The organism is Coprococcus sp. RTP21204st1_G4_RTP21204_210225 (genome assembly GCF_040915385.1).
In the GTDB taxonomy this organism is placed as follows: domain Bacteria; phylum Bacillota; class Clostridia; order Lachnospirales; family Lachnospiraceae; genus Allocoprococcus; species Allocoprococcus comes.
The window spans coordinates 58,086-70,794 of sequence record NZ_JBCPDP010000008.1 but is presented as its reverse complement, the minus strand read 5'-3'; the positions used below and the strand labels follow the sequence as shown (position 1 = coordinate 70,794).

General features: G+C 42.6%; 13 protein-coding genes and 1 pseudogene. 1 reads left to right on the top strand and 13 read right to left on the bottom strand.

The features are described 5' to 3' along the window. Positions 1–44: 44 nt before the first annotated feature. Positions 45–926 (bottom strand): annotated as a pseudogene (locus AB5213_RS09330) (carboxypeptidase-like regulatory domain-containing protein); the annotation flags it as partial. A gap of 128 nt (positions 927–1,054) precedes the next feature. Between AB5213_RS09330 and AB5213_RS09325 the strand changes: the two are divergent. Beyond that, positions 1,055–2,278, top strand: coding sequence for a transglutaminase domain-containing protein (locus AB5213_RS09325; protein ID WP_215633826.1), 1,224 nt, complete (start codon positions 1,055–1,057; stop codon positions 2,276–2,278). A 40-nt stretch (positions 2,279–2,318) separates the two neighbouring features. On the opposite strand, the gene recG is transcribed toward AB5213_RS09325, so the two are convergent. The 12 genes from recG to AB5213_RS09265 form a co-directional block, all read right to left on the bottom strand. Further along, a complete protein-coding gene (recG, locus tag AB5213_RS09320) occupies positions 2,319–4,379 on the bottom strand; it encodes an ATP-dependent DNA helicase RecG (protein WP_368276629.1) in 2,061 nt (686 codons plus the stop codon). Between the two features lie 4 nt (positions 4,380–4,383). Further along, entirely contained in the window at positions 4,384–6,051 is a 1,668-nt protein-coding gene (locus AB5213_RS09315; protein ID WP_055157854.1) for a DAK2 domain-containing protein, read from the bottom strand. A gap of 17 nt (positions 6,052–6,068) precedes the next feature. Next, the gene (locus AB5213_RS09310) at positions 6,069–6,428 is read right to left on the bottom strand and encodes an Asp23/Gls24 family envelope stress response protein (RefSeq protein ID WP_008375262.1); all 360 of its coding nucleotides are present in this window, start codon (positions 6,426–6,428) and stop codon (positions 6,069–6,071) included. Between the two features lie 44 nt (positions 6,429–6,472). After that, on the bottom strand, positions 6,473–6,595 hold the full coding sequence (locus AB5213_RS09305; RefSeq protein ID WP_264472185.1) for a hypothetical protein: 123 nt from the start codon (positions 6,593–6,595) through the stop codon (positions 6,473–6,475). A gap of 123 nt (positions 6,596–6,718) precedes the next feature. Next, on the bottom strand, positions 6,719–6,907 hold the full coding sequence (gene rpmB / locus AB5213_RS09300; RefSeq protein WP_022219990.1) for a 50S ribosomal protein L28: 189 nt from the start codon (positions 6,905–6,907) through the stop codon (positions 6,719–6,721). Positions 6,908–7,014: 107 nt separating this feature from the next. Further along, positions 7,015–7,752 carry a CpsD/CapB family tyrosine-protein kinase gene (locus AB5213_RS09295; RefSeq protein ID WP_270475895.1) on the bottom strand — a complete coding sequence of 246 codons (738 nt, stop codon included), beginning with the start codon at positions 7,750–7,752 and terminating at the stop codon, positions 7,015–7,017. Between the two features lie 20 nt (positions 7,753–7,772). Further along, entirely contained in the window at positions 7,773–8,477 is a 705-nt protein-coding gene (locus AB5213_RS09290; RefSeq protein WP_117558305.1) for a CpsB/CapC family capsule biosynthesis tyrosine phosphatase, read from the bottom strand. A gap of 83 nt (positions 8,478–8,560) precedes the next feature. Beyond that, positions 8,561–9,169, bottom strand: a complete 609-nt coding sequence (locus tag AB5213_RS09285) for a hypothetical protein (RefSeq protein WP_270475893.1) — start codon at positions 9,167–9,169, stop codon at positions 8,561–8,563. Between the two features lie 63 nt (positions 9,170–9,232). Continuing rightward, positions 9,233–10,216: an LCP family protein gene (locus AB5213_RS09280; protein ID WP_195368933.1), complete on the bottom strand. Its 984-nt coding sequence runs from the start codon at positions 10,214–10,216 to the stop codon at positions 9,233–9,235. Next, positions 10,206–10,982, bottom strand: a complete 777-nt coding sequence (locus AB5213_RS09275; protein ID WP_055247232.1) for a class B sortase — start codon at positions 10,980–10,982, stop codon at positions 10,206–10,208. Before AB5213_RS09275 ends, AB5213_RS09280 begins: the two co-directional genes overlap by 11 nt. Beyond that, a complete protein-coding gene (locus tag AB5213_RS09270) occupies positions 10,979–11,689 on the bottom strand; it encodes a YveK family protein (RefSeq protein WP_368276628.1) in 711 nt (236 codons plus the stop codon). Before AB5213_RS09270 ends, AB5213_RS09275 begins: the two co-directional genes overlap by 4 nt. Positions 11,690–11,711: 22 nt before the next feature. Further along, entirely contained in the window at positions 11,712–12,626 is a 915-nt protein-coding gene (locus AB5213_RS09265) for a sugar phosphate nucleotidyltransferase (protein WP_055247228.1), read from the bottom strand. Between the last annotated feature and the right edge of the window lie 83 nt (positions 12,627–12,709).

The following is a 12,709-nucleotide window of genomic DNA, read 5'->3' as shown; positions in this document are numbered from 1 at the left end:
CCGCGTATTTACGGGATTTCCGGCTACTTTATAGGTTGTGACAATTTGGTCATCCAGTTCGGACACTGAACCTGTCTTCCGTCACAGTATTGTGTCAGAATCGGCTGCCTTACATTCGGTCTGGAAAGATAATCTGCAAACAGTTCGTCCACCACTGTAGAAATGGAGTCAAAAACATTTCGTTCCGGAATCCATTTGTGATCAAAAGCCGTAGAAGATGTAATTGTGAAATCATAGCCCTGATTGCGATACCATTCGGTGTAAACCCGGTTCAGCGTAAAAGACATGATTGCCAGTACATTTGCCCGGATCGTATTTTCCGGCCAGGTTGCATAGATTTCACTGGAAGCAACATTTTTGATATAATCTTTATATTTTACATAATAATTCTGTGCGGTAGAATCGCGTGGTGAGCCATTGTGAACAACAATGTATTCCGGCACGACAACTCTGCTTAGCACAATCTCACCGGTTTCGTTTACCGGCTTGATCTCGTTTTCCGGGATTTTCGGCGGATACACACCGTACAGAGTATGTGCAGGAATCACAAAGATTTCCGGAGTCTGGTCTTCCGTGACAAGTGGACGCAGACGAATCTTCTGAATTGCCGTCACACCGGCCAGTATTTCCGTTCCTGCGATGTTGACCGGCTCGAATCCCGGAGCGTTTACTTCCAGGGTATATTCCGCATATGGCTGTTCTTCATTTGTTACATCCAGGCTATACTCCACAGGCGGTGCGTCAAGCTCAATGGTTTCACTTTGTCCGGAGCTATCGGTTGTCAGTTCTTCCAGTGTGTTTTCAGGAATACCTGTATAGGAAATACGGATTGACGCATCTGGAACAGGAAAAGAATCAATAGACGAAGTAATCTGTATCTGCAAATTTCCCCGATCAGAAGTCTGCATGGCTTTCAAAAATCTCATATCTGATATCCTCAAGGCTTTTTATACTGTCAGAAACATTATATGTAAAAAATGTCCGTGTTGTGCAAAAATGAAGGGTATGTTATGATGAAACATACAGATGAGTATTTGGAGGAATTAAATAGATTATGCGAAAAAAGATGCATCAAACAGGGAAATTTTTTTCGTTCATTCTTTTGGGACTTGGCTGTCTCTGTCTTATATCCGGAGGAATCCTGATCGGCAGACAAATGTCAGCCACTCCGAAAGCAGAGAGTTCCGCGCCAGAAGAAGTTCCTTATGAACAGGAAAAAATTACGGATGCAGAGGTTACCGGAGAATTCTACTATGAACAGCTTTCTGATGAAGAGCAAACGGTTTACCGGGAAATTCTTCAGGGTATCCAGGAAAATAAAAAAGAAATTTATCTGCATTGCAGCAACGCGAATACTGCAAATGAAGTATTTCAGAATGTGTTAAATGACAGACCGGAAATTTTCTGGTGTGATGGAAATGCGACTTCCACAGAATATTCTCAGTCTGAAGGGAAGAGCCGATATGTAGTAATAGAGCCCAATTATCTTTATGAGGGAGAAGAAAAAGAACAACGGAATCAGGAGATTGAATCGGCAAGAACCTCCTGTCTTTCTGGCATTTCAGACCTTTCAGATGAATACGAAAAGATAAAATACATTTACACCTATCTCATAGATAACGTAGATTATGATCTTGATGCACCGGATAACCAGAATATTTACAGTGCTCTTGTCGGAAAAAGATCGGTTTGTGCCGGCTATGCAAAAAGCTGCCAGTATCTGCTGCAACAACTGGGTATTTACTGTATCTATGTAACCGGACAGACTACAGATCCAAATGGAGGCGTCGCAGACCATGCATGGAATATTGTTCAGTGCAATGGTCAGTATTATTATGTAGATACAACCTGGGGAGATCCGATTTTTCTCGGCGAAGATAATGGCTATCAGATACCGAACCTGATTGCTTACGATTATCTCTGCTGCAGTGAAAAAGAGCTAGAAAAAACACATATGATCAGCACGGACTATGTATATCCGTCATGTCAGTCTGAAAATCTGAACTATTATCAGCTGAACGGCATGTATTATGATACCTATGAGCCTGGTATGTTGCGAGAAGTGATCGACAGATCGATTGAGAGCCAGGAGGCTTATACGATATTTAAAATGTCAGATGATGCAGTCTATCAGGAGGTCGTGGATGAGATGCACGAAACCCTCATGGAAGAAGGTGCAGGATACCTGGGTGAGCTATATGGGCTTTGGCAGGTTTCTTATTCATACAGTGAAGAAGCATCCCTTAACAAATTTATTATTTACTGGTTTTATGAATAAAAAGATAGTGGGCAGAACAATTTGCCCACTATCTTTTTATCTACAACGTCGTTTCCAGATTATTTCCCGAAATGTATGCCGCAAGCTTTTCACCAAGCAGTTTATATTTTTCGCCTTCTAACAGTGGATCTTCCCTCAGGATTTCCCCCGATGCTTCTCCTGCTTTTTTCAGAAGCTCCGAATCCTGGAACACATCTCCGATCCGGAAATTCATTAATCCGCTTTGCCGGATTCCAAAAAGATCTCCTGGTCCCCGAAGCTTCAGATCTTCATTCGCAATAAAAAATCCATTATTGGATTTGTTCAGGATCTCAAGTCGTTTTTTTGTCTCTTTCGTCTTCGAACCACTCATAAAAATACAATAGGACTGGTGTCTGCCACGTCCTACGCGCCCGCGAAGCTGATGAAGCTGCGCCAGCCCAAAACGCTCAGCATTCTCCACCATGATCACCGTAGCATTCGGCACATTGATACCAACCTCGATAACTGTTGTCGACACCAGGACCTGGATCTCATTCTTTGCAAATGCTCCCATGATCTCGTCTTTTTCTGCCTGTTTCATCCGCCCATGAAGCGCAGCGATCCGGATCTTGTCACCCATCTCACTTTGCAGAAGCTGCGCATAGTCAAGAACATTCTCTGCATCCATTGCCTCGCTCTCTTCTACCATCGGACAAATCACATAGCACTGTCTTCCTTCGGCGACCTGCTTCTGCATAAAGCGGTAAGCAGTCGGTCGGTAACTGGTATCCACCACACAGTTCTTGATTGGCAGACGGTTTGCCGGAAGTTCATCAATCACCGAAATATCCAGATCTCCATATAAAATGATTGCCAGTGTTCGAGGAATCGGTGTCGCACTCATTACAAGAATATGAGGAATTTGTCCTTTCCCGGCAAGTGCCTCTCTCTGACGGACACCAAATCGGTGCTGTTCATCGGTAACAACAAGTGCCAGATTCTGGTATTCCACCTTCTCCTGGATCAGTGCATGGGTTCCCAGAACAATCTGCACTTCTCCCGCAGCAATCCTCTGATAAGCTTCCCTTTTTTCCTTTGCTGTCATCGACCCGGTCAAGAGCTCGGTTTTCACCGGAATCTGATACTTTTCCAGCATCTCTATGATTGATTCGTAATGCTGCTTGGCCAGAACTTCTGTCGGCGCCATCATTGCGCCCTGATAACCGTTCAGTGCCGCCAGAAGAAGAGCCAGAAGCGCTACTATTGTCTTGCCAGAGCCAACATCCCCCTGGATCAGGCGTGACATCACTAGCTTTCCGCACATCTCCTCCTGGATCTGTTCCCAGACTCTCTTCTGTGCTCCGGTCAGTTCATATGGCAGATTTGCAAGAAAGCGGTCGATTTCCGACCGCCTTTTTATCACAAATCCGTTTTCGGCACGCTCATTTCGCTCCCTCGTCCTGCGAAGAGCAAGCACGAAAACTAAAAATTCTTCAAATACAAGTCTCTCTCTTGCATGGTAGAATTCTGCCTTATCCAGTGGAAAATGTATCCCGCGGATCGCATAGTTATACTCAGCCAGATGATATCGAAGGCGCAGATCTTTCGGTAGATCATCAGAGACGAGATCCAGATATTCCATCGCACCTTTAACCGCTTTTGCTACCGCATTGTTCGTCATACCGGCAGTTAACGGATAAATTGGCTGAAGAGTTCCACACTTTTTATCGTAACTATCCGGTGGTGAAAATAACTCTGGATGCTCCATAATCAGTTGATCCTTTTTTGAAACTACCCGTCCTCTTATGATAACCGGCATTCCCTGCTTCAATGTATTACGCAGAAACGGCATACGAAACCAGATCACCTTCAAAGTACCAGTCAGATCTTTTACGTATGCTGTCGTAATCTGCATACGCTTTCCTCCTCCAACCTGTACTCTTCCGTATATCACGCCTTTTACCGTGCTGATCTTTCCTTCTTCCAGCTCTCCTACGCTCACCGGCTCTTCATATACATCATATCCTCTGGGATAATAACGGAGCAGATCGCCGATGGTAAAAATTCCCATCTTGTGAAACAGTTCCTCGGTTTTTGCCCCGATTCCTTTCAGATTACGGATTTCTGACTGCTCATTCATAAGTCTATTCTACCGCCAACACATAGTAATAAATCGGCTGTCCGCCCATGTGTGCATCTACGTCCATATCCGGATATAATTCTTCAATCTCTGCTGTCAGCTTTTCTGCTTCTTCTTCGGAAACTTCTTCTCCATAATAGAGACTGATCAGTTCAGAATCATCATTTACCAGCTGTGCCAGCATGTCCTTTGTAGTACCATCAACAGACTTGCCAACTGCAAGGATACCTGCATCACCAATTCCCATGATATCACCTTCATGGATTTCTTTATCATCGATGTGGGTATCACGGACAGCATAAGTCACCTGACCTGTCTTTACACATTTGATCGCTTCCAGCATCGTCTCTTCATTTGTATCCACATCTTCTTCTGCATTGTAATTCAGAACTGCTGTGATTCCCTGCGGAACGGTCTTTGTCGGAATTACGATAATATCCTTGTCTTCTGTCAGATCACGCGCCTGATTTGCAGCCATTACGATATTCTTATTATTCGGAAGAATGTAAATATAGTCTGCATTTACATGATCGATCGCTGTCAGCATATCCTCCGTACTCGGGTTCATGGTCTGACCACCCTCGATAATGTAGTCCACGCCAAGTTCTTTGAAGATTTCATTTAATCCTTCTCCGATCGAAACAGCAATAAATCCGACCTTTTTACGTGGCTCTTTGGCTTTTTCTTTCTCTTTCTGAGCTGCTGCAAGCTTTTCTGCATCTTTGATCAGCTTTTCCTGATGCTCTTCACGCATATTATCAATCTTCATACGAGATAACTGTCCATAAGTAAGTGCTTTCTGGATTGCAAGTCCCGGATCGTTCGTATGAACATGTATCTTAACAACGTCTTCATCTGCTACACATACGATAGAATCACCAATCGATTCCAGATAAGCCTTAAATTCTATTTCATCCTTTTCTGTAAATTCTTTGTCCAGGAGAATAATAAATTCGGTACAGTATCCAAATTTGATATCCACTGTACCCTCAGTTTCAACCTTTGTTGCATTAACAGCCTGAGGAGTTGGTGCAAGTGCGCTGTAGTCAATCTCTTTACCGAGGAATGCATCATATGCCCCGCGCAGTACTTCCAGAAGTCCCTGTCCGCCGGAATCTACAACACCTGCCTCCTTTAATACAGGAAGCATATCCGGAGTCTTTGCCAGAACAGTCTCTGCCTCTTCAATCAGCTTCGGGAGAAATTCTTCCAGATCATCTGTCTCCTCTGCAAGTGTCTGAGCCTTTTCAGCCACCCCTTTTGCAACGGTAAGAATCGTACCTTCTTTCGGCTTCATAACAGCCTTATATGCTGTCTCTTTTGCACGTACAGCTGCTCTTGCAAGTGCAGGTACATCAATTTCGCTTTCCGTCTTGATGGATTTTGTGAATCCGCGGAGCAGCTGGGATAGAATAACACCGGAGTTACCTCTTGCACCACGGAGAGAACCGGATGAAATTGCCTTCGCAAGAGAAGCCATATCCATGCCTTCCAGTGCAGTTACTTCTTTCGCTGCCGCCATAATTGTCATAGACATATTGGTTCCTGTATCACCATCCGGTACAGGGAACACGTTCAGTTCATTGATATATTCCTTTTTTGCTTCTATATTCTGTGCGCCTGCAAGAAACATCTTCGCAAGCAGTTCTACATCGATACTCTTTGTTGCCACAACAAGTTCCTCCTTAATTAATCGATCACGCGGACGCCTTCGATATAGATGTTGATCTTATCGACGCTCATACCTGTAAATTCTTCAACTTTATACTTCACGTTGCTGATCAGATTGTCTGTTACTGCTGAAATACTTACTCCGTAAGCTACGACCACATGAAAATTAAGTGTAATCTTATTCTCATCAGAGATTCCGACCTGGATTCCCTTTGTAAGGCTTTCTTTTTTCAAAAGTTTTACCAGACCATCTTTCATGCTGACAGCTGCCATACCGACAATTCCAAAACATTCAACTGCTACAGATCCTGCATATTTTGCGATCACTTCCGGATCGATCGTGATGATTCCTAAATCAGTACTCATACTTCCCTTCATATGCCATCCTCCAATTCTCAAAATTCATATCAATAAATCTATTTTTAAACGTTGAAAATATTATACTCTATTTCCAATGCTTTTACAACCAATGCAGCCCGATAATCAGGCATGCTGACACCTGCCTGATTATACGGCAGCTCACTTAACAGTTCACTGTCGTACATTCGCCAAATACAGATCCAATCAGATTTTTGTGCGAGCACAAATCTGGACAGCTCCGTATTTGGTTCATCGTATACGCAAAAAACCGAAGCTTAAAAGCTTCGGTTCTCATCATTCCGCTCAGATTAAGCTCTTTCAACGCGTCCGGATTTCAGGCAGCTTGTACATACGTACATTTTCTGTGTTCCGCCGTTTTCCGTTTTAACTCTAACGGATTTTACGTTAGATTTCCACATCTTAGATGATCTTCTATGAGAGTGACTTACGTTATTTCCGAAATGAGCACCCTTTTCACAAATAGCACATTTAGCCATGATTGCACCTCCTAACGATCTGAAATGTCTGCTTACAAATCTTGCAGACTCACAACAATAATTATTTTAACAGAAACTTTTAACAATTGCAAGTGTTATTTTCACTTTTATGCATTTTTTGTTTCTTCATTGTGTCCATAATAGCCCTCATACTTCTGTGAGCCATAATATTTGTTATAATATCCCTTCTGGTTCTTACGCTCTACCTTGTTAAGGACAACACCAAGAACGGACACTCCCGAATTTTCCAGCTGGTCTTTTACATTCTGCACCAAACGGTATTTGGTCTTACCTGCTTCGACAACAATGATCGCGCCATCACTCTGATGTCCGATGATTGCCGCATCAATAACAAGACCAAGCGGCGGACAGTCAATGATAATATAATCATAGACATTCTTCATGGACTCCAGCATACCGGTAAAACGTTTGGATTCCAGAAGCTCTGTCGGATTCGGAGCCTCCGGTCCAGAAAGAAGAATATGAAATTTCGGAATATTTGTCGCCATAATCACATCTGCAAGCACACACTGTCCGGAGAGGAAGTGTGACAGCCCTTTATCTGCACCGGTAATCTGAAGTTTCGATGCCATAACAGAATTCCTAATATCCGCATCAACAAGAATAACAGATTTTCCCATGTCTGCAATTGATTCTGCCAGCGCAACAGAAACAGAGCTTTTCCCCTCTCTCGGCACACAGCTTGTTACAAGAATGACTCTTTTATCATCTCCGCAAAACTGCAGATTGGTACGCAATGTCCGGATTGATTCACGCACCCCGTAGCTTTTCTTTTCAATCGATAAATTAACCTTTTTCAACAAAACACCTGCTTTCTTCCCCACGCGGGGCTATCTGAATCTCTTTATCTGCTCTTCCATATCCGTCTTGGATTATCTACAAAAATCTCTTCCGCATAATCCTGTCCCATCTTTTTTCTGACGTAAGTGGCACACTTCCCGAGGTTCATCTTCCGCCCCTCCAGATTGTGTGCATCTGATCCTATAAAATCCACAAGATCATCTTTCATCAGGCCGGCACAGAACTTTTTAATCGTATGTCCTTCATATCCCAATACGGAATCTGCATTTATCTGGATCTGTGCTCCAAGTTTTTTCAGTTCCTGGATTCTCTCCGGTTCCTGACAGCAAAAATACCTTTCAACATGTGCAACGATCGGTCGATATCCCTTGGTGATTAGCTCATAAATGTAATTACGGACCGTGACAAAACTGTCATTGGTTGAAAACTCTGTCAAAACATATCTGCTTCCAAGCATCGTCGGCCGAAGCTTCTTATCAAGATGCCGGATCATCTGCTCATTCCGGTAATACTCGCAGCCAAGCCTCAGTCCAATTCCAACTTCTTCAGCATAATCGCGAAGTTCATGGTATACTCGGATCACCTTTTTCATGGAAGGCTCAAACATCTCCGGTCTGTAATGCGGAGTCGCAATGATATAACGTACTCCCTGCTCATAGGCATCCCGTATCATTGCTCTGGAAGTCTCCATATCCGGTGCTCCATCATCTACTCCCGGAAGAATATGACAATGAATATCTACCAACATCAAAACGTATCTCTCCTGTCAAAAAGAAAACGCCCCTCACGGTGACTCCCGCCACAAAGAAGCGTTTTCAACATATGTTTGTATTATCTAACAGCTTTCTTTTTAAGACCGAATGCTGCTGCTACTGCTGCCAGTCCAAGTACTGCAACTGCTGATACAGCTGTTGCGCTTGTAGCCGGTGAAGTAGCTGTTCCTGTAGCGGATGTAAGAGTTGTCTTGTCAACAACAAATGCAACCGGTGACAGTGAACTAAATGTACCTGTTACTGTTCCATCTGCAACAGTTGTATCAATCTTCTCCCAAGCTGATGCTGATCTATTGTAATGCAGAATCTGAACTTTAGAAGAAGCTGTTACGCCTTTCATTACGAATGTGATCTTAAGTGGGAATTTAGCTCCTTCCGGCGCTGTAACTTCCTTAACATCAGCAACTGTCATATTCGCATTAAAATCGCTCCCAATTACTTCTTTCAATTTTGCTTCAGTCTTAATGTCTGCAACTGCCTGTGTGTATTCTGTCGGGATCTCAGATGTGATAGAAACATTCACTGCATTACCATCTGTATCTGTTGCGCTGCTTACAGCTGTAACAACTGTAGAAGCTGCCGGACTTGGTGCTGCAAATGCCGTCATTCCGATGCAGGATACCATAGCTGCAATAAGACCAACTGTCTTTAAGATTCTTGACTTCATTTTCTTTGACCTCCTCACATAGTTTATTTGATATTCGCTATATCAAGCTATACTATACTACAATTACATTATTTTGTAAAACATTTTTAATATTATTTTTTTTAATTCTTTATTGTCTACCAGATACTGCGCATGTCCGTCTTTCTCAATAATCTCACCCGGAACTTTCACGGTGTCCTCTGCAATCTTATAATCTGTCAGCTCTTCCATCTCATCCGCAGTCATGTTTGTTGTCATATAATCCTCCAATTTCTGGTACAGAGAAAGATACTCTGTTTCGCTTTGAATACTCTGCATCTTCTCGATCAGAGCATCCATAAACTGTGACTGACGTTCCATGCGCTGATTGTTACTGTCAAGGACTTCAATATCTCTTTTACGGACATATTTTTCAGCAAGTTCCCCATTAAGAGTAACTTCTGCACCTTTTTCAAATGCAGGATCAACAGCTGTATAATCTTCTGGCACGGTAAGAGTAATTCCTCCAACCGCATCAGTTGCTGCAACCAGCCCCTCCAGCGTCAGTGAAAAATAAGAATCCACATTCACGCCATACATAAGTTCTGATACCTTCTCAGATGTCAGACGGCAGCTCTCTTCTGCCCCGTCCCCATATGCGTACTGAAGTGCGATCTGCCCATTTTCCGTCATCAGCCTGTTACCTGTCACATCATAAATATCGATTCCCACCATAGAATCTCTGGAAATCTGAATGATCTGTGCCGTCTTCTCTTCTTTATTAAGGACCAGAAGATTCAGGCTGTCGCTCTGTCCGTTTTCTCCCGGGTTATTACCAAGATCTGCTTTTTCTTCCTTGTCAACACCCATGAACAGAACGGTCTTGATATCCGGGTTGAGTTTGTATTTCTTTCCGTCTTCTTCGATGATTCCGGACTGTGATTCCGTTTCGTCTGCACCCGCTTCTGCCGATGCCTCCTGTTTTTTCTGCGTACCGCTTTTCCCTTTTGTAACCGTATAAACGACACCTGCCAACAGCCCTGCGCAGATAACTGCAAGTATCACGATTACCAGATTTCTATTCTTCATTTGTCAGAACCGCCTCCACAAGAAGTCTATGGTTTGATTCTCCCGTCACACAGGTACTGAGCGACAGGATCCGGTCTTCTGTTCCTACGCTTTCGATATCACTGTAACGGCTTCTCAGGTCTCTGGAATCCTGAAGTGAATCCAGGAAAGCCTGTCTCTGGTCATCCATTACATAATTGAAAGAGTTGATCAGATGACGGTCATCATAAATAACTGCCGCAAAAATCCGGTAAGTCAGAACATGATCTGGTGTATAAATGATCACATTTGGATATTTTTCAATATATCCTTCTTCCAGATAACGATCCAGTGTATGAAACATGGTATCTACACCCTCACCCATCTGATGTCCGTAAATAACCGTATTGAAATCTGTAAAATTCTTACTGTTGCATGCCTGTGTAAAAATAGCACCATCCGCCGCTTCTACCCGTTCCCAGGTATGAGATAGATAATAATTATCATCCTCATTATTCTGGCAAACCGGATAATCAACGGTTGTTCCATCAATCTTAATCCATGCGTAAATGTCCGGATTTTTTTCCTGAAGAGCAGTAAAATCAACCGGTATCTCCGGCTTTGTCTGCTCTCCGTCATCACTATCTGTTTTTGACGGTTTCACATTTTCCGTTGCCAGCTTTTTTGCATCATCATACGACTGCTTCGTCTTTGCCGCCGTGGCGTAATACCAAATCAGATAACCTGCACAGCAGACTGCTATCACAAGCAACACCGCAACAATAATCTTTCTTGTCCTGTCTTTCAAATCGATTCCCTCTTTTCTGTCGGAATCGCTGCAAGCATATGAAGTCCAAGATATTTTTTAATATCTTCTTCTGTCTGAATTGTATCATTCATGAGATAACGAAGTACAATAACAGTAGCTGCCACAAACGCAAATGCAAGTCCACCCATTGCAGTATTCTTCTTAGTATTCGGTGAAGAAGGATATTTTGGCACAACAGCTTCTTCAACAACCTTCGGCTTGTCACTGGACATTACATATGCCACTCTCTCAGCTGTCACATCCGCAAGTTCATTTGCAATTTTCTTTGCTTCTTTAGCGTTTGCATCCAAAACAGTAAATCTCAAAATACGGGTATCTGTCTGATTATCTGTCTGAATCATACTTTTTAACTCTACATATGTATAATCCAGATTTAATTTTTCAATTACTTCTTCGAGAACAGGACGGCTCGTTGCCAAAATCTCAAAGTCTGCTGTAAGCTGCGTACCCATCTGAATATCTGCAAGGGATGTCACACTTGTTGTTTTTGTTAAGATATAAATCATTGAGGAAGCGGAATATTTCGGTGTGATCAGCAGTTTCGTACCACCAAACGCAAGTGTCGCTCCTATGATAAAACACAAAACAATTATCCACAATTTATTCATCAGCAAATGAAAAATTTCTCCGAGATCAATCTCCATCTCATCATCTTTTTGCATTTCTAACTGTTTCAACTCACTCATAGTTTTTTTCCTCTTCTGTTCTTTAATTCCACAATTTTTCCGGATAAACGCCATCTTCTGTCATCTTCTTGAATCCGGCCTGTGCAAGTTCTGTATCTTCTTTATAAGTAATACCGATCCATTTATCGTGTGTTTCCAGAACCTTTACATCCACATTTCCTTCTTTTAAAAGATCTCCTACAATATTTGGAAGAAGATATTCTTTTTTCAAAGGATCTCCTGCTTCATCTTTTAAAAATTCTGCGAATCTCTCATCCAGAACCTGAATGAAATCCGGATAACCAGCCCACATATTCATGGATACATTAGAATCTGGTGTGATCCATTTCTGAACCGCTTCGCTGTCGCAGTGTACCCCGTCAGCCTGGATACTGATTCCAGTCGTCTCATGGATCTGTTCAAGCATTCCATTTTCATCTACCACACATACGCCGCGGGTAACTGTTCCATTTTCACTAACCGTATTCTTCAGAATAAAACCAGCCATTCCCATCTGCATCTTATCTGCTGTCTCTGCGTGCGCAATCAAGTAATCATGGAGAAGCTTAAACGCTTCCTTTCCATAATAGTCATCTGCATTGATGATCACAAACGGTTCTTTTACTACATCTTTACAGCACAGGACTGCCTGACCGGTTCCCCAAGGTTTGGTACGTCCCTCCGGAACTTCAAAACCAGCTGGAATATCTGCAAGATCCTGATATACATATTCCACCTCGATCTGATCTCCGATACGATTCCCGATTACAGAACGGAATTCTTCTTCAATATCTTTTCTGATAATAAATACAACCTTGTCAAAACCAGCTTCTTTTGCATCATAAATAGAGTAATCCATAATGATCTCCCCATTCGGAGACATCTTGGCGAGCTGCTTGATTCCTGTTCCAAATCTTGAACCGATTCCTGCTGCCATAATAATCAGAGTAGTCTTCATAATAAATTCTCCCTCACTAAAAAACTGTCAATCTACATTATATACACTGTTTTTCTCCGTCAAAACATTAACATTTTAAACAC

What these genes read in the sequence shown, in the direction of transcription:
- AB5213_RS09305 (WP_264472185.1), bottom strand. Translation starts at nt 6,595, where the DNA reads ATGTACGACAGTGAACTGTTAAGTGAGCTGCCGTATAATCAGGCAGGT.
- AB5213_RS09265 (WP_055247228.1), bottom strand. Translation starts at nt 12,626, where the DNA reads ATGAAGACTACTCTGATTATTATGGCAGCAGGAATCGGTTCAAGATTT.
- AB5213_RS09310 (WP_008375262.1), bottom strand. Translation starts at nt 6,428, where the DNA reads ATGAAGGGAAGTATGAGTACTGATTTAGGAATCATCACGATCGATCCG.
- AB5213_RS09285 (WP_270475893.1), bottom strand. Translation starts at nt 9,169, where the DNA reads ATGAAGTCAAGAATCTTAAAGACAGTTGGTCTTATTGCAGCTATGGTA.
- AB5213_RS09325 (WP_215633826.1), top strand. Translation starts at nt 1,055, where the DNA reads ATGCGAAAAAAGATGCATCAAACAGGGAAATTTTTTTCGTTCATTCTT.
- AB5213_RS09270 (WP_368276628.1), bottom strand. Translation starts at nt 11,689, where the DNA reads ATGAGTGAGTTGAAACAGTTAGAAATGCAAAAAGATGATGAGATGGAG.
- AB5213_RS09290 (WP_117558305.1), bottom strand. Translation starts at nt 8,477, where the DNA reads ATGTTGGTAGATATTCATTGTCATATTCTTCCGGGAGTAGATGATGGA.
- rpmB (WP_022219990.1), bottom strand. Translation starts at nt 6,907, where the DNA reads ATGGCTAAATGTGCTATTTGTGAAAAGGGTGCTCATTTCGGAAATAAC.
- recG (WP_368276629.1), bottom strand. Translation starts at nt 4,379, where the DNA reads ATGAATGAGCAGTCAGAAATCCGTAATCTGAAAGGAATCGGGGCAAAA.
- AB5213_RS09280 (WP_195368933.1), bottom strand. Translation starts at nt 10,216, where the DNA reads ATGAAGAATAGAAATCTGGTAATCGTGATACTTGCAGTTATCTGCGCA.